At 68.7% G+C, this 12,959-nt stretch carries 17 protein-coding genes; 11 read left to right on the top strand and 6 right to left on the bottom strand.

The genetic code is table 11. The annotated features are described in order from the left end of the window. Positions 1-28 precede the first annotated feature (28 nt). Entirely contained in the window at positions 29-652 is a 624-nt protein-coding gene (locus tag JF52_RS18040) for a cytochrome c oxidase assembly protein (RefSeq protein ID WP_083428857.1), read from the bottom strand. Between the two features lie 150 nt (positions 653-802). Between JF52_RS18040 and JF52_RS0114030 the strand changes: the two genes are divergently transcribed. The 3 genes from JF52_RS0114030 to JF52_RS0114040 are packed head-to-tail and all read left to right on the top strand — an operon-like array spanning position 803 to position 2,998. Continuing rightward, complete coding sequence (locus JF52_RS0114030) at positions 803-1,204, top strand: DUF302 domain-containing protein (RefSeq protein ID WP_016465080.1); 402 nt, start codon at positions 803-805, stop codon at positions 1,202-1,204. Between the two features lie 49 nt (positions 1,205-1,253). Next, on the top strand, positions 1,254-1,538 hold the full coding sequence (locus JF52_RS0114035) for an SHOCT domain-containing protein (protein ID WP_232212130.1): 285 nt from the start codon (positions 1,254-1,256) through the stop codon (positions 1,536-1,538). Further along, a complete protein-coding gene (locus tag JF52_RS0114040) occupies positions 1,538-2,998 on the top strand; it encodes a multicopper oxidase family protein (protein WP_033107198.1) in 1,461 nt (486 codons plus the stop codon). The genes JF52_RS0114035 and JF52_RS0114040 overlap by 1 nt, the downstream gene beginning before the upstream one ends. 394 nt (positions 2,999-3,392) lie before the next feature. On the opposite strand, the gene JF52_RS0114045 is transcribed toward JF52_RS0114040, so the two are convergent. Further along, positions 3,393-4,223, bottom strand: coding sequence for a phosphatase PAP2 family protein (locus JF52_RS0114045; protein WP_033107199.1), 831 nt, complete (start codon positions 4,221-4,223; stop codon positions 3,393-3,395). A 197-nt stretch (positions 4,224-4,420) separates the two neighbouring features. On the opposite strand from JF52_RS0114045, the gene JF52_RS0114050 reads away from it, so the two are divergent. The 3 genes from JF52_RS0114050 (at position 4,421) to JF52_RS0114060 (ending at position 6,372) form a co-directional block, all read left to right on the top strand. Beyond that, on the top strand, positions 4,421-4,939 hold the full coding sequence (locus JF52_RS0114050) for a PepSY domain-containing protein (RefSeq protein ID WP_016465076.1): 519 nt from the start codon (positions 4,421-4,423) through the stop codon (positions 4,937-4,939). An 85-nt stretch (positions 4,940-5,024) separates the two neighbouring features. Continuing rightward, the gene (locus JF52_RS0114055; RefSeq protein WP_016465075.1) at positions 5,025-5,657 is read left to right on the top strand and encodes a VTT domain-containing protein; all 633 of its coding nucleotides are present in this window, start codon (positions 5,025-5,027) and stop codon (positions 5,655-5,657) included. Positions 5,658-5,697: 40 nt separating this feature from the next. Continuing rightward, on the top strand, positions 5,698-6,372 hold the full coding sequence (locus tag JF52_RS0114060) for a response regulator transcription factor (protein WP_033107200.1): 675 nt from the start codon (positions 5,698-5,700) through the stop codon (positions 6,370-6,372). Positions 6,373-6,412: 40 nt separating this feature from the next. Here JF52_RS0114060 and JF52_RS0114065 read toward each other — a convergent pair whose 3' ends face one another. From JF52_RS0114065 to merA, 4 genes are all read right to left on the bottom strand, one after another. Further along, complete coding sequence (locus JF52_RS0114065; RefSeq protein WP_052167054.1) at positions 6,413-7,786, bottom strand: sensor histidine kinase; 1,374 nt, start codon at positions 7,784-7,786, stop codon at positions 6,413-6,415. Positions 7,787-7,940: 154 nt separating this feature from the next. After that, complete coding sequence (locus tag JF52_RS17665; RefSeq protein ID WP_200881029.1) at positions 7,941-8,186, bottom strand: hypothetical protein; 246 nt, start codon at positions 8,184-8,186, stop codon at positions 7,941-7,943. 131 nt (positions 8,187-8,317) lie between these two features. Beyond that, complete coding sequence (locus tag JF52_RS0114075) at positions 8,318-8,602, bottom strand: helix-turn-helix domain-containing protein (protein ID WP_177243847.1); 285 nt, start codon at positions 8,600-8,602, stop codon at positions 8,318-8,320. A 394-nt stretch (positions 8,603-8,996) separates the two neighbouring features. Next, positions 8,997-10,421: a mercury(II) reductase gene (merA, locus tag JF52_RS0114080; RefSeq protein ID WP_033107201.1), complete on the bottom strand. Its 1,425-nt coding sequence runs from the start codon at positions 10,419-10,421 to the stop codon at positions 8,997-8,999. 109 nt (positions 10,422-10,530) lie between these two features. Here merA and JF52_RS0114085 point away from each other — a divergent pair, with 109 nt between their 5' ends. From JF52_RS0114085 to JF52_RS0114105, 5 genes are all read left to right on the top strand, one after another. Further along, a complete protein-coding gene (locus JF52_RS0114085) occupies positions 10,531-10,920 on the top strand; it encodes a heavy metal-responsive transcriptional regulator (protein WP_033107202.1) in 390 nt (129 codons plus the stop codon). Between the two features lie 201 nt (positions 10,921-11,121). Further along, on the top strand, positions 11,122-11,751 hold the full coding sequence (locus JF52_RS0114090) for a LysE family transporter (RefSeq protein WP_033107203.1): 630 nt from the start codon (positions 11,122-11,124) through the stop codon (positions 11,749-11,751). 28 nt (positions 11,752-11,779) lie between these two features. Then, positions 11,780-12,127: a metallopeptidase family protein gene (locus tag JF52_RS0114095; RefSeq protein WP_084595867.1), complete on the top strand. Its 348-nt coding sequence runs from the start codon at positions 11,780-11,782 to the stop codon at positions 12,125-12,127. Then, positions 12,124-12,420 carry an ATP-dependent Clp protease adapter ClpS gene (gene clpS, locus JF52_RS0114100; RefSeq protein ID WP_033107352.1) on the top strand — a complete coding sequence of 99 codons (297 nt, stop codon included), beginning with the start codon at positions 12,124-12,126 and terminating at the stop codon, positions 12,418-12,420. The genes JF52_RS0114095 and clpS overlap by 4 nt, the downstream gene beginning before the upstream one ends. Then, positions 12,417-12,929 carry a DUF2017 family protein gene (locus tag JF52_RS0114105; protein ID WP_033107205.1) on the top strand — a complete coding sequence of 171 codons (513 nt, stop codon included), beginning with the start codon at positions 12,417-12,419 and terminating at the stop codon, positions 12,927-12,929. The genes clpS and JF52_RS0114105 overlap by 4 nt, the downstream gene beginning before the upstream one ends. Positions 12,930-12,959 lie beyond the last annotated feature (30 nt).

Consider the following 12,959-nt stretch of genomic DNA (forward strand, 5'->3'; position numbering starts at 1 on the left):
GAGGCATTCTGCGCTCGTCCGGACGTCCTTAACACTCCCGGCTCCGACACCACGTCCAAGACGCTCCACCGCGAATCGGAGAGCGATGGCGCGGCATGCGCCGGTACGACGCGGTCTCTTTGAAGCGACTCGATCGCCGGTCCGGGCCGCGGCGTCCTGCCGCTCCGGTGACGGCTCCCTCCGCCGGGGAGCTCAGCGCACTTGGCTTACCGCCACGCCGCCGGGCCGCCGGCGGGACGCATGACGTCCGGCTTCTCGGTACCAGCGCGCGCAGAAGAGCGCCACGATCGCGGCCTCGATCAGCTGCCCGCGTAGTACGTGAGCTGCGCGCCGGCTGCACGTCACCGACGGCATACAGGTCGGGAGGAGTGGCGAAGAGCGTCTTGGCGAGGATGCTGTGCGACGCCATCGTGGCGAGGGGTGCGACTGCGGTGATGAGGTGAGGCGCTCGATGCGGTGTCGAGTCGAGGCCGATGGCCGCGGTCGTCAGGAGGTAGCCCGCGAGGAGCAGGTGGGCGTGGACCGCCACGTGCACCAGCGAACCGGACTGCATCCAGCCGACCAGGGGTGTCGAATAGATCTGCCACAGTCCGCCGGCATTGAGACACGCTGCGGTGACGGCTCGCGTGTCGCCTCTCGCCTGGATGGACAGACGCGGGTCGGCGGGCGCCGCCCTCGCTCATCCACTCTTGTTCTCGAATACTCCTGGGGGTATAGTTGGATGCATCAGCGGGGACCGCGGATCGTGCCGGCACAAGCCTTCGGCCGACTCCCGCCCGCCCCGAGTCGCTTGGAGCAAGTCATGAGCTACGGCATCACCACGACAGTCGCCCTCCCCTTCGACGAAACGGTCACCGCGATCCGCGCGGCGCTCGCCACGCAGGGATTCGGCGTGCTGACCGAGATCGACATGGCGGCGACGCTCAAGGCGAAGCTCGATGTCGACATGCCCCCGCAGGTGATCCTGGGCGCGTGCAATCCTCCGCTCGCGCTCCGCGCGCTCCAGGCGGAGGAGTCCATCGGACTGCTGCTCCCCTGCAACGTCACGGTGCGCGACGCCGGCGACGGTACGTCGGTCGTCGAGGCGCTCGACCCGAAGGTCATGGTCGGCGTCACCGGGAACGAGGCGCTGCGAGCGGTCGCAGACGAAGCGGCGGACCGCCTGGGCGCAGCGCTGGCCGAAGTCGGCAGCGGCAACGAGTGACGGCGCGACTGCGCCTTAAGCACGAGAACGGGGAGGTCGAAGCATGTTGATGGGCAACTGGAGCGGCATGGGCAACTGGAGCGGCATGGGCAACTGGGGCGGCATGGGCCCCGGAATGGGGTGGGTGTTCCTGCTCTTGATGATCGCGGGCATCGCGGCGCTCGTCGTCCTGACGGTGCGGCTCGCGACCGGCGGTCTGAACCGCGGAGGCCACCGGCCACCGGAGCCGCGAGGCGGATCGGCGCGCGCCATTCTCGACGAGCGCTACGCGCGTGGCGAGATCGACCACGCTGAGTACGACGAGCGAGTCGCACGCCTGCGCGACGCTCCTTGATGGAGCCGATCACCCGCCGCCAGGCTCTGCTGCTGGGCGCCTGCGGCGCCGCGGGCGTGGTAGTCGGTGGGCTCGGGCTCAGCAGCACGGGTCTGCCCTGGACCTCGCCCGATGCAACGCCCTCCGGGCCGCTGGCCGAGCCGAGCTCGCTGCGAAGCCGCGGGGGCGTGCTCCGCACCGAGCTGGTCGCCGCGGAGCACGAGAACGAGATAGCCGGCCGCAGGGCGCTCGTGCTCGGCTACAACGGCAGCGTCCCGGCCTCGACGTGGCGCGTGCGCCCGGGCGACCGCATCGAGGTCCGCCTCGAGAACCGTCTTCGCGAGCCGACCAATCTCCACACGCATGGGCTCCACGTCTCCCCGACAGGGAACGGAGACAATCCCCTCATCAGCCTCGCACCCGGCGAGGTGTTCGACTACCGCTTCGACATCCCGCGCGACCACCCCAGCGGCGTGTTCTGGTATCACCCCCACCACCACGGCAACGTCGCCGATCAGATCTTCGGCGGCCTCTTCGGTGCCATCGTGGTCGAAGGCGACGCGCTCCCGGTCGCCCGCGAGCGCGTGCTCGTGATCTCGGACATCTCGTTCGCCGGCGGAGCCGTCGCTGCCGCTTCGGAGGCAGATCGCATGATGGGCCGGGAGGGCGACTTCCTGATGGTCAACGGTCAACTGCTGCCCGAGATCGTCGCGCGGCCGCGGGAGCGGGAGCGCTGGCGGATCGTCAATGCCTGCACGGCGCGCTACCTCCGACTCGCGCTGCCTGGTCAGCGGCTGGAGCTCCTGGGCATCGACTCCGGGCACGAACCGCGGCCCCGCGCCGTCGATGAGGTCCTGCTGGCTCCCGGCAACAGGGCGGATCTCCTGGTGACGATGCAGGCCGGAAGTGCCCAGCTGCGCACACTCGGCTACGACCGGGGCGCCGCCATGATGGGCGGGATGATGGCCGGCGGGGGCAGCTCCTCCGGCCCGGCGCTGCTCGCCTTCGTCGAAGTTCGCGGGCCCGACGCCGCGGTGCTGCCCGCCGTGCCCCCGCGCGCGCCCGACGCCGACCTGCGCTCCCGCACTCCCGACGCGCTGCGCGAGATCTCCTTCACCATGACCATGGGGATGGGCATGCCGCAGCAGGGCGGGATGATGGCCCTGGGTTTCGACGGGCGCGCATTCGACGCGGGGCGCATCGATCAGCGCGTCGGCGCGGAGACCGTGGAGGAGTGGACGATCCGCAACCCCACGCCGATGGATCATCCGTTCCACCTGCACGTCTGGCCGATGCAGCTGATCCAGGTGAACGGATCGGCGATCGACGGCACCCAGTGGCGGGACGTCGTGAACGTCCCGGCTCAGGGCTCGGTCGTGGTGCGCATCGACTTCGCACGGTTCACGGGCCTCACGGTCTACCACTGCCACATCCTCGATCACGAGGACCTAGGGATGATGGGAACGGTCAAGGCTGCATGAGCGGCGGCCAGCTGCTGGACACCGAGGTTCGCTACCTCACCGAAGACGACGAGTCGATCGATAGCCGGAGCGTTCGACCAGTTCAAGTCCGGTGGGCGACGGACCTATTTCCGTCCCCACTCTCCAATCAGTCACTTGCGTGGGCTCCCTCATCAGCGCCTGCCCAGCACGCTTACAGGGCACCGAGGCCAGCTCTCGAGCGTGCAGCCCTTCGCGGGGTACCCTCAGCGCATGCCATGCCCATGACCCCCCGCCGAACTGGCTGCACAACTCGGCCACGATGACGACGGGCGCGCAATCCGCGCCTTCTTCGTTACCCGACGACGGACGCGGGCACTTCAGCACACATCCCCTGCAAGCTGACGCCCGAGCAGGCCGAACGGGTGCGCGAGCGCTACGTCGCAAGGGCTGTCTGCTGTCGATGCCGCGCGGTGAGATAGAGCCGGTGCGCGGTGATGACGACCGCGAGCCAGCCCACTCCCAACATCCATGCGACGAGCACGTCGGTGAACCAGTGGTGGCCGAGGTAGATGCGGCTGATGCCGATGCTGACGGCGAACACCACGGCCACGGCGATGGTCGCGACCTGGACGACACGGCTCGACTGCCGCAGGAGCAGCATGTAGGCGATCGCGCCCGCAATCGCTGTGGCGTTGAGCGTGTGCCCACTTGGGAACGAGGGCGAATGCTCGAACGGTGGCACGGCGTCGTTGAACCCCGGCCGCACCCGCGCGACGAGTCCCTTGCCGACGACCGTCATCAGCAGCGATCCCACGCCCGCGGCCCCGATGATCAGAACCGGCGCCCAGTTGCGGCGACGCAGCGTCAGCACGACGATGGCGAGCACGGCGATGATCGGCATCACGATCACGCCGCCGATGTTCGTGTACCACGTCACCGCCGTATCGAGCCACGGCGACCTAACCGTCACGAACGCCGCGAGCACCGGACGGTCCAAGCCTGCGACGCCGTCGGATTCTGTCACCGCGTCGTAGACCCAGGCCGCCGCGAGCGTCGCGAGCGCTGCGACCACCGCGCCGACCGCCAGGATGAGGACGAGAGCCGCGTGAGGCCCGAGCAGCTCGCTCAGGCGGTGGACCATCAAAGCGCCGACCCGGCCGGCGCGCGACGGCCAACGGGTCAGATCCTTCGTGCCCAGGTGGCGCTCGACCTCGACTTCCGCGTCGGGACCCGTCTGCTTCGGGTCCTCGCGATCCCGCTGCATCGATGCTCCTGTCCGCCGGCCTGGAGCGATCCTGGCACGGCGTTCCCGATCGAGCACGCCTGCGGCGCTCGCACCTGAGAGCGCTCTCAGGTGGTCTCAGAGTCGCCACAGTGCCGGACCGGGAGTCTCATCACATCGACTCGATCACCGGGTCGGCCCGGACCGGCAAGGGTTCGGAAACCGAACAGGAGCACACCATGAAGAACCTCAAGAAGAAGGCAGCCGTGACCGGCATCATCGCCACGACGCTCGCCTTCGGTGGAGCCGGCCTCGCCATGGCGGCGAACCCCGACAGCACGCAGCCGTCGTCCTCGGCGACCGACGAGCAGGAACCGTCGTACACGGGCACCGTGCAGGCGCCGCAGGACGCGACCTCCCCCGACGGCACCGACACGGAGCTGTCCGAGGCCGACGAGGCCGCGAGCCTGCAGAGCCTCGCCACGGTCACGCCCGAGGAGGCGACGGCAGCAGCGCTCGCAGCGGTGCCCGGCACCGCCGGCGACGCGACGCTCGAGGACGAGAACGGCTACGTCGTCTACGAGGTCCAGGTGACCGCGGCCGACGGCTCCGTGATCGAGGTCAAGGTCGACGCCGGCGACGCGAGCGTGCTCGCGCAGGAGGCTGACGAGCCCGAGTGCACCGACGAGGCCACCGAGAACGGCACCGAGCAGCAGGACGAGACGGGCGAGAACGGCGCCGAAGACCCCAACACCTGACCCCCGACCACCGCCGGCGGAGCAACGCGCTCCGTCGGCGCTGTCGCACGCTCAGCGTCAGTCCGATGAATCAGGAGAATCACACGTGCCCGACGTCTTCCTCGCAGGCCTGCTCGACCCGGTCTCGCTCCTCACCGGAGCAGGGCCGTGGGTGCTGCTCGCCCTCGCCGCCATCATCTTCGTCGAGACGGGACTGCTGTTCCCCTTCCTGCCGGGCGACAGCCTGCTGTTCGCCGCCGGACTGCTGAGCCCGCAGCTCGGCCTTCCCATCCCGCTCGTGCTGGTCGTCGCGGCGGCCGCAGCCATTGCCGGCGATCAGATCGGCTACCTGCTGGGTCGGCGCTACGGTCGGCGGCTGTTCTCGCCTGACGCGAGGATCCTCAAGTCCTCATATCTCGAGCAGGCGGACGCGTTCTTCCTCAAGCACGGCGCGAGAGCGCTCGTGCTGGCTCGCTTCGTGCCGATCGCGCGCACCTTCGTTCCACCGGTCGTGGGAATGTCCCGCCTGCCGTACCGCACCTTCGTCCTCTGGAACGTGCTCGGGGCGGTCGCGTGGGTCGCGATCGCCGTGCTCGCCGGGCGGTGGCTCGGCGGCGTGCCGCGGGTCGCGCACAACGTCGACGCCATCGCCCTTGCGGTCGTCGCGATCTCTGTCGTCCCGCTGGTGATCGAGGTGGTGCGCGCTCGCCGAGCGGCACGCCTGCGCGACGCGGACTGAACGACCACGGGAGTGGAGCGCGGCAGTCACAATGGAACGCATGCGGGTGCTGCTTGTGGAGGACGAACGACGGCTGGCCGAGGCGGTCCGACACGGGCTGATCGCCGAGGCGTTCAGCGTCGACTGGGCCGACAACGGCATCGACGGACTGTGGAAGGCCAAGGAGCAGCAGTACGACGTCGTGGTGCTGGACATCATGCTGCCGGGCCTCAACGGCTACAAGGTGTGCGAGGGCATGCGCGCAGCCGGCATCTGGACGCCCGTGCTGATGCTGACGGCGAAGGACGGAGAATACGACCAGGCGGATGCCTTCGACCTGGGTGCCGACGACTACCTGATCAAGCCGTGCTCGTTCATCGTGCTCGTCGCGAGGCTGCGAGCGCTCGTGCGCCGCGGCGCGCCGGAGCGGCCGGTCGCGCTCAGCGTGGGCGACCTTTCGCTGGATCCGGTGCGCCACCGCGTCGAGCGCGGCGGGACGGAGATCGCGCTCACGCCGCGGGAGTTCGGGCTGCTCGAGTTCTTGATGCGGCACCCCGGCGAGGTCGCCACGAAGACGCAGATCGTGGAGGCGGTCTGGGACGCGGCCTACGAGGGCGACCACAACGTGGTGGAGGTCTACATCGGCTACCTGAGGAAGAAGATTGACCAGCCGTTCGGACGCACATCGATCAGGACGGTGCGCGGTGTCGGCTATCGACTCATAGCTCGGGACTGACCTCTCGAGTCCGGGTCCGTCCGCGTCGTCACGCCCGGCGTCACGCCTCGCGCTGCCGCGGCAGCGTGACGCGCAGCGCAGCTCCGGTGCCGCTGTCGACGACCTCGACCTTGCCGCCGTGAGCGAGCACGATCTCCTTGACGATCGCGAGGCCGAGTCCGGTGCCGCCCTCGTCGCGGGCCCTGCTCTCGTCCAGCCGCACGAAGCGGTCGAACACGCGCTCCCGGTCGGCGGCGGGGATGCCCGGCCCGTCGTCGCGCACTTCGATGACGGCAATGCCGTCCTCGGCTCGCACACTCAGCGCCACCACCTCGCGCGCGTGCCGCACGGCATTGTCGACGAGGTTCCGGACGGCCTGGGCCAGCTGAGGCGACGACCCAGAGACGCGCACCGCCTCGATCCTCGCCTCGACCGTCAAGGCGGTGGTGGAGCGGATGCGGTCGCGCTCGTCAGCTCGGGCGAGCAGCAGCAGCCCGTTCACGAGCCGCTCCATCCGTGTCGCCTCCTCGACGAAAGCCTCCGCGGCGGTCCCAGAGAGCGCCCCGTCGGGATGGGCGACGACCGTCTCCCCCATCGCCTTGATCGTGGCGATCGGGCTGCGCAGCTCGTGGCTGGCGTCGGCGACGAACCGCCGCTGCGAGAGCTGAGCCGCCTCCAGCCGCCCCAGCATCCCATTCATCGTCACGGCCAGCCGGCCGATCTCGTCCTGCGCCGCGGGGACGGGCACGCGCTCGGTCAACTGCCGTCCGCCGATCGCGGCCACCTTCGCACGGATGGCCTCCACCGGCTGCAGCGAGCGACCAACGAGCCAGTACGTCGAGACAGCGACGACGAGCACAAGGATGGGGTAGCCGATCGCCAGCAGCGGCAGCACTGCGGCCGTGCTCTCGTCCACCGACTGGAGCGACTGCGCGACGAGGACGGTGTACGTCCCGGTCGGCGTCCCGATGGCGGCGCGCGCGACTCGGTACGCCTCTTCCTCCTCCACCGGCAGCGTCGCATCGTCCCAGACGATCCCGTCGGCGGGGTCGAGGGGCTGGCCGAGCGCAGGCTCACCTTCCAGGTCGGCCGACTGGCTCGCCACGTCGCCGTCGGCGGTGAGGATCTGCACGACCGTGCCCTGGCGCGACGCGCTCTGCGCGGTCGACCCTAGCGACCGCGCCAGCGCGTCGGCGCTCGTTCCAGCCGGGATCGCCTCGAGCTCGACGAAGACCTCCTCGACGCGGTCCTGCACCGACGCCTCGACACTCGCGCTCAACGAGCGCCGCAGCAGCAGTACGAGCGCCGCCGAACCCAGCGCGAGCGCGACGGCGACGATGATGGTGGCGGCCAGCGCTGCTCGGGCTCGAACCCCGATGACGCCGCGCAGCGGCTCCGGCGCGCGAGACGAGCTCGTGCTGGTGCCGTGATTCATCGCTCCGCCCTTGCCATGGCCGAACGATATCCCAGCCGATTCAGCGGTGTGCTCGCGCCTGAGAGCGCTCTCAGGTGGCCAGGTCGGCCCGGATCGGCAGCGGTCCGCCGTGCCGCTCAGCCAATGGACGCGGGCACCTCGTAGTCGGTTGCGGCTAGGTCCAGCTCATCCGGTCCCGAATCGGCGTCGACGATCGAGACGGCGCTCGGACGTCAGACTGCTGAACCTGGGCGATGCTCATAGCCACGTCCTTCGCCTCCGGTGCGCTGAAACGGGCGCGCCAGACCTGCGCATCCACGGCGAGGCGCACCACCGCTCCATCGCGTTCGGCGAGCGGCTCAACAGCTCCGAGGCGAGCCAGGATGCGGCCCATCACCGGATCGTTGGGTTCGACGAGCATAGACCGCGCCATTCGCGCCGTTCGTTCGTCGGTCGCCAGTTCACTCAAGCTCGGCATCGTCGGTTCCTCTCGGCGTTCGTCACCGACGACGTGCGCCGACAGCCCTGGGGGATCAGCGGCGCGGAGGTGCGTTATGAACCGTCGCTGGCGTCGTCCATGATGAGCCCAGCCTCGACCAGCGCCGCTCGCACGGCCGTGCGGTGGACACCCATCCGGCGACCGATCGCCCGCATCGAGACTCCCGCTCGCGCAAGGCGCACGGCCTCCGCTTTCTCATCAATGCCGAGCCCGGGCCGACGGCTCGGTACGTTGCGACGACGGAGGTGGGAGAACACCGTGGCACGATGGATTCCGTACCGCTCCGCGAGGTGCTTGACGCCCATCCCGGCCAGGTAGTCGCCCACGAGAGCGTCCACCTCAGCAGCGGTCAGAAAAGTTTGAGCCGTCTCGACAGTCCTTACGACTGGCCCCCGATCGTCCCTCGGAGCGCTACTCAGGGGACGCCGCGAGATCTCGTACACACCACGATTCATGCGGTTGACTAGGGTCTTCGTCTTCGGGGAGGAGTTGCCGAACGTGCTACCCAGGCACCCTGATGTGGTGAGGTTCAAACCCTCGACGAGAGTCTCCACTCTCGCGAAGGTCTGAACCTCACCACTTTTCTTTTTCCTGGAGCGTGCCGCAGCCGCCCAGTCAACGCGTTCGTCTGCTCCTGCGCGTTGCAGAGCGACCCGAACTGCCGCTCGTACTGCTGAGGTCAGACATTGCGGGTTACTCCGATTCTGTGTGCGCGACGATGTGCATTGCCCTTCATGCGCAGCAGGAGAGCAGCGACGGGTCGGTGGTGAAGGCCTTCGCTGCGATCCGGATGCCCTCGGACATGGTCAGGTAAGGGGCCCACGCGTCGGCGACCTCAGCGATGGTCTTGCCGAGCACGTGGACTCCTGCGGCGGCGAGTTCACCGGCGTCCTTGGCGACGGCGGTGAGGCCGAGGATCTCGCTCGTGTCGGCGTCCACGACGATCTTGATGAACCCGCGGGTGTCGCGGTTCACCAAGGCGCGGGGCACGTGATGTAGGGGCAGGACACGGCAGTCGCAGCGGATCCCCGCGGCGACGACCTCTTTCTCGGTCATCCCGACCGCGCCGATCGCCGGTCCGGTGAATGTCACCCGCGGCAGCTTGGTGTAGTCGACGGACCGGTCGGTGTCGGCGAACGCGTTCTCGGCGACCAGGGTGCCGTGGTGGGCGGCGACGTACACGAACTCCGGGTGTCCGGTCACGTCACCCGCAGCCCAGACCCGCGGATTGGACGACTGCAGCCGGTCGGAGACGACCACCTCGCCGGATTCCCCGGTCTTCACTCCGACCGCGTCGAGGTTCAGGCCGTCGGTGACGGGACGGCGTCCGAGAGCGACGAGCAGCTGATCGGCGCGGAACTCCTGCGAGCCGCCGGACACGTCCGCGGAGACCACGGCCTGCCCGGTCGCCGCGTCTCGGGACACCAGGGTCGGCACCGCGCGGCGGACGACCCGAATGCCCTCGTCGGCGAACACCTCCTGCAGCGTCCTGGACACCTCCGGCTCCTCCTTCGACGCGAGCCGGGACCGCACCAGCACGGTGACCCCGGAGCCGAGGCGGGCGAACAGTTGCGCCTGCTCCAGGGCGACGTAACCGCCGCCGAGCACCAGCAGTGACTCGGGGACCTCGGTCAGTTCCATCGACGTCGTCGAGGTCAGGTACCCGGTCTCGTCCAGGCCATCGATCGGCGGGGCCCACGGCCGGGCACCGGTCGCGACCAGGTAGTGCTCGGCCTCGATCGTCTCGACGCTCCCGTCGTTCCCGGCGACGTGGAGGATCGGCGCGTCCGGGGTGCCAGCGAACGTGGCGTCTCCCCGCTGCACCCGCCACCCGTATGAGTCGGCGACGTCGGCGTACTTCTCGCCCCGCATCGTCTCGACCAGCGCCTGCTTTCCGGCGATCAGCGCGGGCATGTCTACCGGGCCCGCCGTTGTCGCGATCCCCGGAAACCGATCGGCGGCGTCGGCGGCGACGTGCCGTGCATCGGCGGCGGCGATGAGGGCCTTCGACGGCACGCAGCCCGTGTTCACGCAGGTGCCGCCGAGCGTTCCGCGCTCGATCATCACCACCGACTTCCCGAGCGTGGTCGCGCGGATCGCGGCGGCGAACGCTCCGCCGCCCGATCCGATGATGGCGAGGTCGTATTTCGTCGGCATCGCTGCTGCTCCTGTCAATGTTTGGACTTCTGTTCCGTTTCAGCCATACTGGACCTTCCAGTGCAGAGGAAGGTCAAGCGCGGCCCCTGCGAAGAGATCGGAGGCCGCTATGCGCATCGGAGAACTCGCCGAACGCGCGGGCACCACCTCGAAGACTCTCCGGTTCTACGAAGAGCAGGGCCTGCTGCCCCCGGCCGACCGGACGCCGTCCGGGTACCGCGACTACGCGCCCGACGCTGTCGTCCGGATTGACTTCGTCCACCGTGGCCAGGCCGCGGGCCTCACCCTCGCCCAGATCCGCCAGATCCTCGACATCCGCGATAGCGGCCACGCTCCCTGCGCGCACGTGCGCGACCTCCTCGACGCGCGCCTGAACGAGATTGAGCAGCAGATCTCCCAGCTCACCGCCCTGCAAGGCACCATCGCCGACCTCAGGCACGACGCCGCGCACCCGGACCCTGACACGTGCAGCGCGGACCAGGTCTGCCGATACCTGTAGGTCTCCCCGCAGGCGAAAGGCCATCGCCGATCGGTCAACCCGCGGTTCCCGGGCCAATCAGACGAATGTCGATCAGCAGCACGGTCCAGTCACCGTGCGCGTGCATCGGACAGCATCGCGCCGCGCAGCCCGAAGAACGTGGTGGATCGTCTGCTCAAGGGTGCGCGAATGCACGCGTGAATGCCGCCATAGGATTGCCTGGTGTCACTGACGGTCTGGCTCTCCCTGCTCGCGGCATCCGCCGTCATCAGCTTCACTCCCGGGGCCGGCGCCATCAACACGATGTCGACGTCGCTCGCCGAAGGATGGCGGCGCTCGATCTGGGGCGTGATCGGCCTGCAACTGGCCCTGATCGTGCACGTCGTGATCGTCGCGGCGGGAGTCGGCCTCATCGTCTCGCGATCGCCCGTGCTGTTCGCTCTGATCCGCTACGCGGGTGCGGCTTACCTCGCGTATCTCGGGATCAGGCTGATCCTGACGCGCGTCCGCGATGCCGGTGAGAAAGCGGCAGACGGACCGCGGCCGCCGACGAGCCGCTGGTCGATGATCAGGCGCGGATTCTGGGTGAACCTGCTCAATCCGAAGGCGATCGTGTTCTTCCTCGCCTTCATCCCGCAGTTCATCCGGCTCGACCAGCCCGCCCTCCCCCAGTACCTGATCCTGATCGCCACTGTCGTCACAGTGGACGTGCTCGTGATGTGGGGCTTCTTCGCGACCGCGGCACGGCCGTTCCAGCGCGTGACGGGAACCGCACGTGGCCAGCGCATCCTGAACACCGTGTTCGGGGTGCTGTTCCTCGCCGTCGCCGCACTGCTGCTGTTCGTCCACTGACGCCGCCCTGGCCATAGGCTGATCGATGATGGAAATGGATGCCGCGACCTTCGAACAGCTCGTCGTCGACGAGCTCGACAGACTGCCCGACGAGATGGTCGACGGCCTGGAGAATCTGATCTTCGTCGTCGAAGACCGTCCTGAGGACGGGAGCCTCGATCTGCTCGGAATGTACGACGGACTCGCACTGACAGAACGCGGCCAGTACGGCATGGGCGAGTTGCCCGATCGCATCATCCTGTTCCGAGAATCCCATCTCGCCGAGTGCGATGATGAAGAGGAACTCCGCGAAGAGGTCCACACGACTCTCGTACACGAGATCGCACACTTCTTCGGCATCGACGACACGCAGCTGCACGAGATGGGATGGGCATGAGCACTCCGATCGCCACGCCCGATCTCGGCGAGGCCACCGACCTGCAGGCCACTCCGCTGGAGCCGTGGGAGGTCGTCGTCTGGAACGATCCGGTGAACCTGATGGGCTACGTCGCGCGCGTCTTCCGGACTTACTTCGGCTACTCGGCCGAGCAGGCCACGACCCTCATGCTCGCCGTGCACAACGACGGCCACGCGATCGTCGCCACCGGTCCCCGCGAGACCATGGAGGTGCATGCGCAGGCCATGCACGACTACGGCCTGTGGGCGACTGTTCGAAAGGCTCCGCAATGACCGACGCCGTGATCCGCCTCCCGCTCGCCGTCGTCGAGGGGATTCATCTGGCGGGTCTCGTCGAGGAATTCACCGACGTCCTCGCCGGCTCAGACGGCGAGCCTGATCCAGGATTGAGCCGGCTCACGCCGGACCCCTACCCGGAGGACGCCGAGGCCTCCGCGGAATTCGCGGCAGCCACCCACGACGATCTTCTCGACCGGCGAACAGCCGACGCCGCCGTGGTGCGGAACGGACTGACACCGTTTCTCACCATCGCTGCCGAAGACCTCGCCGAGGACGACGCGCTCGCCCGACAGGATGTCGTGATCCCGGCATCCGATATCGATGCCTGGCTTCGCACGCTCACCGCACTCCGCCTCGTGATCGCCACCCGCCTCGACATCACCGCGGAAGACGATGAACACGATCTGGAAGACCCGCGCTTCGGTGTCTACGACTGGCTGGGCTTCCGCCTCGACGGCCTCATCGCCCTCGCCGATGCGCACGACGAGTATTCCGCGCATTAGAGAAGCTCATCACCAGACCGACCGGGTGTG

This window comes from Microbacterium profundi (assembly GCF_000763375.1).
In the GTDB taxonomy this organism is placed as follows: Bacteria; Actinomycetota; Actinomycetes; order Actinomycetales; family Microbacteriaceae; genus Microbacterium; species Microbacterium profundi.